Here is a 589-nt window from a genome sequence, read left to right as displayed (position 1 = left end):
AGCTGGCCGACTCGGTGTCGATGGCCGCGCTCCTGCTCCTCGAACGGCTCAGCCCGCTCGAGCGGGCGGTGTTCGTGCTGCGCGAGGTCTTCCACTTCGGCTTCGCCGACATCGCGGCGGCGGTCGACCGCTCCGAGGCCGCCTGCCGCCAGCTCGCCTCGCGGGCCCGGCGCCACATGGACGAGGGCAAGCCGCGCTTCGAGGCCGACCGGCGCAAGCGGGTCGAGCTGGCCTCCCGGTTCTTCGACGCGCTGCGCGACGGCGACGTCGACCGGCTCCAGGCGCTGCTGGCCGCCGATGTCGAGACCGTCAACGACGGCGGTGGCGTGGCCGGTGGCGTCGGTGGCCGGTTCGGTGCCGAGAAGGCCGCGCGGATCCTGGTCACGGCGGTGCCGCCGCTGCTCGCGATCGGTGCCCGGCTGGAGCAGCGCGAGCTCAACGGCGAGCCGGGCGCCATCCTGCGTGACACCGACGGCGCCATCCTCGGCACCTGGACCCTCGACATCCTCGACGGCCAGATCCAGCGCATCCGCTCGGTCACCAACCCCGAGAAGCTCGGCCACCTCGGCCCGGTGGCGGACCTGAAGGA

At 73.7% G+C, this 589-nt stretch carries 1 protein-coding gene; it reads left to right on the top strand.

Annotated features, from left to right (window positions below; all coding sequences use genetic code 11):
* The coding region (locus ACFVJS_RS17435) for a sigma factor-like helix-turn-helix DNA-binding protein (protein ID WP_378882686.1) at positions 1 to 589 on the top strand (589 nt) is incomplete at both ends.

The organism is Nocardioides sp. NPDC057772 (assembly GCF_042798075.1).
In the GTDB taxonomy this organism is placed as follows: domain Bacteria; phylum Actinomycetota; class Actinomycetes; order Propionibacteriales; family Nocardioidaceae; genus Nocardioides.
This window is presented reverse-complemented; position numbering and strand designations above follow the sequence as displayed.